Here is a 5524-nt window from a genome sequence, read left to right as displayed (position 1 = left end):
TTGGAGTCGAACTCACGGTGACGCGCGTGGCGGGCAAGGCGAAACTGAGCCAGAACCGCTCAGATGCCGACCGCATGGGCGTCATCGACGGCCTCCGCGCAGACGGACGACCCGGCGACCAGGCGGTGGCTGACGAGATGGCCGCCTTGCTCAGCCAGGACTGAGGTCGCCCCCGTCCGCTCATCGGCTGATCCGCACGATGGGGGTCGAGGATGGGTCGCCGCCGTTCGAAGCCGTACGCGCGCAACGGCACGGCGCGTGGGGGCGGCATGCTCGCAACCGGGGCAGGCGGCATAATCAGGCGCGGGTCGGAAGCAGCAGAACTACAGCCGGGTCATCCCGATGCTTCTCCCGACTGTAATTCCGACCCCCCGCCCCCGTAGCTCAGCTGGATAGAGCAGCGGCCTTCTAATCCGCCGGTCGCAGGTTCGAATCCTGCCGGGGGCGCCACGCGTTTGCGCAGGTCAGAACCGGCGCGGACCGCTCGCTGGGCATAGCGTCCGGAGCGAACGATCAGCTCGCTTCCAAGAACGGCGGTGTGACCTGGACACGGTCCAGCACGACCCAGTGGGTTGGGACCGAAGCCCCCGCCAGTCCACCTCGACTGGCGGGGGCGTCCGCCGTTCCGGTGCAGAGTTCCTGGAGGCGACCGATCCTCCGACGGAGCTGCTGGATCACAGGAAGGTCAGCGTCACCCACACGTCGTAGTAGTTGCTCGCATTGCTCTCCGGTGTGGCTGGCACCCAGATTTCCGTGATCCTCTGACTGAAGGGTTGGCCTGCGCCACAGTCGAGCGATCCCCCGACTCCCAGACCTTGCGGTTCTCGGATCGCGGACCGCCCGGCCCGCACGCTTGGCACTCGTTGCACCCTCGCGGCACCGAGATTGTTGTTGGCCCCGTCGGCGTACTCGCAAAAGGTCATGGGCTGCCCGATTCCGGTAGCGCTTTCCTTGTGGATGGTGATCCGTGGGAAGACCAATGAGGTCCCGGAGCGTTCGGATATCACGGCGGCGCCCCACGAGATCTTGCACGGTGCTTGGGCCGGCGCACAGGAGAATCGGAACTGGCCGCCCGTCGTTGAACCAACCGGCGAACCCAGTTCTGTCGAGAAGGTGGCGAAGCGGGCCGGCTGGGCGCCGCCTCGGCTGACATAGATATTGGCCACCCCGTACTCAGCGTTCACGCCAGTGCCAGGTGGCCCCTGCGGGCCCTCCGGGCCGCGTGCGCCCTCCGGGCCGCGTGCGCCTTTCGGGCCGCGTGCGCCCTCCGGGCCTCTGGGGCCTTGGGCGCCCGGGGCGCCCTCAGGGCCCCGGGGTCCCTGTTTGCCCGTGGCGGGCCACAGGGCGAGCTTGAGCGGCTTCTCACCGGCGGCGCAGTCGTTGCCAAGGCGGACGTTGAGATCGCCGATGGACTCACTGGGCCCGGTCCGCTGTGGGCACGCCCGAACATAGTCCTGCTGTGCTGGTGCAGCACGTGCATTCGGCGAACTTGCCGCCCCGCTGGGGACCAGCGTGGCCACCGCGACCAAGCCTGCACCACTCAGCACAAGACCGAGAAGAATCCCGGCCCTGGATTGTCTGAACCTTGACATGACTGCCTCCCACGCATCAAAGGGAGGAGCACGGCCCGAGACGAGGAGGTCCTTTCCGTGCAGGGGTCGGGCCCCTGGACGAGCGATTGGATCCATCAAGGATGTCGCAGGGGCTGACCCCTTTGATCCCCCGTTACGGGTGAGACGCCGAGTCGGTGCCCCAGCCGTTCGGCGCGCTCATCGTGAAGGCCGCCGCCTACAAGACCGACTCCAGGTATCCCGGGTGACAATTCGGGCGCATTCGCGCCTCAGATCGGCGGCCGAACGAGTCGGTCACGTCGTCGTCTGTGGCCACCTGGCTTCCTCTTGGGGCTGTCCGATTCCTCAGCCGGCCGCCCCATGGGCCAGGGCGGCCTGAGCGGTGGACGCGTGACGGTCCATCTCCTCGTGGTGCGCACTCGGCGCGATGTCGAAGACGACGTTGCGCACGGTGCCGGTGAAGGCGTACGGCGCCCGGTCCTCGTAGTCGAGGTCGACGACGCCGCCGTTGTCCCGGCCGATGTCCATCCCGGCGTACGTGGTGAAGATGAGGGCGACGGTCCGCGGGATGTCACCCTCCCCGATCTGCTCGTCGTTCGCCCAGAGGGTGACGTGACCACCGGTACCGGGCGTGGGGTTGTCGGCCTCGAACAGCATCGTGAGCGTGACGTCGCCCGTGGGGATGGGCCGCGTCGAGGTCTGCCGGTAGGTCTCGATGCCGAGGAACTGGTAGGTGTGGTGGAGCAGACCCTTCTCGTCCACCCACAGGGCGAACCCGCCGATGAAGTCGGCGAAGGCCACGAGCACGCCCTCGGCGCCCCCCGCGGGCACGTGGACGTCCGCCTCGATGGAGTACGAACGCCCGAAGATGCGTGGGATCTGCGTCGTCTGGATGTTCTGCACGTCGCCGGCGAAGGCGAACCGGGACCGGGTCGGCATCGGCGGAAGCATCCCGAAGAAGACGGCGAACCCGCCCAGGAGGGGAAGCACCCGATGGCGCTCGGCCTCGGCCCAGAACAGCTCGACCAGCTCGGCGACCTTGTCCGGGTGCTCGGTCGCGACGTCGTGGGCCTGGGAGAAGTCGTCGGGCAGGTGGTAGAGCTCCCACACGTCCTGGTGCGGGTCCCACCCGCTGCCGGGCCCGAACGTCGACAGGGTCTCGGGCGAGAAGTCCCAGGGCAGCTTGTCGAGCTTGGCGCAGGCCCACCAGCCGTCCTTGTAGATCGCGCGACTGCCGTACATCTCGAAGTACTGCACCGTGTGCTGCTCCTCGGCCTCGGGAGCATCGAAGGTGTAGGCGAAGCTGGTGCCGTCCATCGGCTCCTGCTCGATCCCGTCGACCACGGCGGGTTCCGGTATCCCGATCACCTCCAGGATCGTGGGTACGACGTCGATGCAGTGCGTGAACTGGGTGCGCAGGTCACCACCACCGGCGATGCGCTTCGGCCACGAGATGACCATCGGGTCACGTGTGCCGCCGAGGTGGCTGGCCATCTGCTTGCCCCACTGGAAGGGCGCGTTGTTCGCGTGCGCCCAGGCCGCCGCGAAGTGCGGGGCGGTGTGGAAGCCGCCGAGCTCGGCGATGCCGCCGTACTTGTCGATCATCTCGAACTGCTCGTCCGCGTCCAGCACCACGCCGTTGAAGAACGTGGTCTCGTTGAACGAACCGGTCAGCGTCCCCTCCATCGAGGCCCCGTTGTCTCCCCAGATGTAGAGGATCAGGGTGTTGTCGAGCTCGCCCATCTCCTCGACGGCGTCCAGCATCCGCCCGACGTTCCAGTCCGCGTTCTCGGAGAAGCCGGCGAACACCTCCATCTGTCGGGCGTACAGCCGTCGCTCGACGTCGGTCAGGCCCTCCCAGGCCGGGTACGCCGCGGGGCGCTCGCTGAGCTCGGTGTCCATCGGGACGACGCCCAGCCGCTTCTGACGCTCGAGGGTCTGCTCGCGATAGACGTCCCAGCCGTCGTCGAACTGACCCGCATACCTGTCCGCCCACTCCTTGGCCACGTGGTGGGGCGCATGCGTGGCGCCCGTCGAGTAGTAGACGAACCACGGCTTCTCGGCGTCCTGGGCGCGGACGGCGTGCAACCACTCGACCGTCTTGTCCGTGATGTCGTCGGGGAAGTAGTACAGCTTCCCGTCCTCGCCCTCGGGGACGCCGAGGGTCGAGTTGTCCTGGGTGATGATCGGGTCGTACTGCCCAGCGGCACCGGTGAGGAAGCCCCACCAGTGGTCGAAGCCCCACCCGGTGGGCCAGTGGTCGAACGAGCCGGCCGCTCCCATGTCGCGACCCGGAGTCATGTGCCACTTGCCGAACCCGCCGGTGATGTAGCCGTTCTCCCTGAGGATCCGTGGGAGCGCCGTGCAGGAGCGCGGACGCGTCCCGGTGTAGCCGGGGAAGGGCCCGGGGAACTCCGCGATCCCGCCCATGCCCACGCGGTGGTGATTGCGTCCGGTCAGCATCGCGGCGCGCGTCGGGGAGCAGACGGCGGTGACGTGGAACCGGTTGTAGGTGACGCCCTGCTGCTGGACCCGCGTGAGGTTCGGCGTCCGGATGCCCCCACCGAACGTGTCGGGCCCACCGAAGCCCGCGTCGTCGATGAGGACGACGAGGACGTTGGGCGCCTCGTCCGGCGCCGTCACCGGCGCGACGATGCCCCAGTCGCCGACGGACTCGTCGATCGTGGGGCCGCTGACGCCGCTGAAGGGTCGGTCGGGGATCGGCAGCACCGTGCGGTCGGGGTGGAACGCGCCCATCGCCTTGGCCAGCATCGACCTGAGCTCGCTCACGCCGCCGTCGTCGCTCTCGACGACCGACTTCAGCGGTGCACCCGGCAGGAGACGCTCGACGTCGAGCCGGGACTCGGCCGGGAAGACCCCGATGATCACGGCCGTGCCCGACGTCAACGCCGCACCCACCTGCTGCTGGATGGTGGCGGTGAGCTTGTGCCCGGCGAAGTGACCGACCAAGGCGCCGGCCGCCGCCCCGACGGCCACGGCCCCCAGCATGGGCGGCGAGAACAGGCCCACGAGCACCCCCGCCCCACCGCCCCAGCCGGCTCCCCGCCGTCCGAGATGGTTCCCGGAGTCCATGAGCCGAGGCTCCCCGTCAGCGTCCTTGCCCACCAGGATGATCCCCTGGCTCCGCACCTCCGTGGCCGCCACCGCGTCGGCCACGGCCTTGAACTCTGCGGTCGCGACATCGAGGTCGGCGTACCCCGCGACGAGAAGCATCTGAGTGTCTGACATGTCGGATCCCTTCGTGCCCGCGGCCGTCGCGCGGGGTGCCGCTCCCGTCCTAGCGTCGCCGTCCTCGGCGCGCCCAGAGGCGAAAGACCCTTCGGCCGGAAGCAGGCCGCGCGCGGCCGGCAGGGGACCATCGACCCTTCCCTGCTGCGCGGCCGTTCGGGATATTCGGGGCCAGCGGCCGGACCGGGTCGACGTGCACGACCCGATGGACGAAGGAGTCCCGGATGATCGAGGCTCCACGGGCCTTCCACGTCATGTCCAAACCGACCGGGGCCATCTGCAACCTCGACTGCGAGTACTGCTTCTTCCTGTCCAAGGACGAGCTCTACCCGGGCAGCGGGTTCCGCATGGATCCCCACGTCCACGAGGCCTACATCAGCCAGCTCCTGGCCGCGCACCGCGGGCTCGACGAGGTGGTGGTCGCCTTCCAGGGGGGTGAGCCCACGCTGATGGGCCTGGAGTTCTTCCGGCGCACGCTCGAGCTGGAGGAGCGACATGCCTCTCCGGGACAGCGGATCCTCAACACCGTGCAGACGAACGCGACCCTGGTCGACGACGAGTGGGCCGGCTTCTTCAAGGACCACGACTTCCTGGTCGGGGTCTCCGTCGACGGGCCACGGGAGATGCACGACGCCTACCGGGTGGACAAGGGAGGCAAGCCGACGTTCGACCGGGTCCTGCGCGGCCTGGACGCGCTGAGACGC

The 5524-nt window shown here is 68.7% G+C and carries 3 protein-coding genes and 1 tRNA gene; 2 read left to right on the top strand and 2 right to left on the bottom strand.

What is annotated here, in order from left to right; all coding sequences use genetic code 11:
• Window positions 1-373 precede the first annotated feature (373 nt).
• Window positions 374-450 (top strand) — tRNA-Arg (locus ACXJKL_RS13255).
• A gap of 224 nt (window positions 451-674) precedes the next feature.
• On the opposite strand, the gene ACXJKL_RS13250 is transcribed toward ACXJKL_RS13255, so the two are convergent.
• Together ACXJKL_RS13250 and ACXJKL_RS13245 are read right to left on the bottom strand one after the other, a co-directional pair.
• Window positions 675-1166, bottom strand: a complete 492-nt coding sequence (locus ACXJKL_RS13250) for a hypothetical protein (RefSeq protein ID WP_457207514.1) — start codon at window positions 1164-1166, stop codon at window positions 675-677.
• A gap of 750 nt (window positions 1167-1916) precedes the next feature.
• Window positions 1917-4820 (bottom strand): arylsulfatase, encoded by a 2904-nt coding sequence (locus ACXJKL_RS13245; protein ID WP_457207513.1) that lies wholly within the window; start codon window positions 4818-4820, stop codon window positions 1917-1919.
• Window positions 4821-5044: 224 nt separating this feature from the next.
• Here ACXJKL_RS13245 and ACXJKL_RS13240 point away from each other — a divergent pair.
• A partial coding sequence (locus ACXJKL_RS13240) for a radical SAM protein (RefSeq protein ID WP_457207512.1) occupies window positions 5045-5524 on the top strand: 480 nt, incomplete at its 3' end.

This window comes from Nocardioides sp. P5_C9_2, assembly GCF_054049555.1.
Note: the sequence above shows the minus strand (reverse complement) of the source record. Positions and strands in the feature narration are given on the sequence as shown.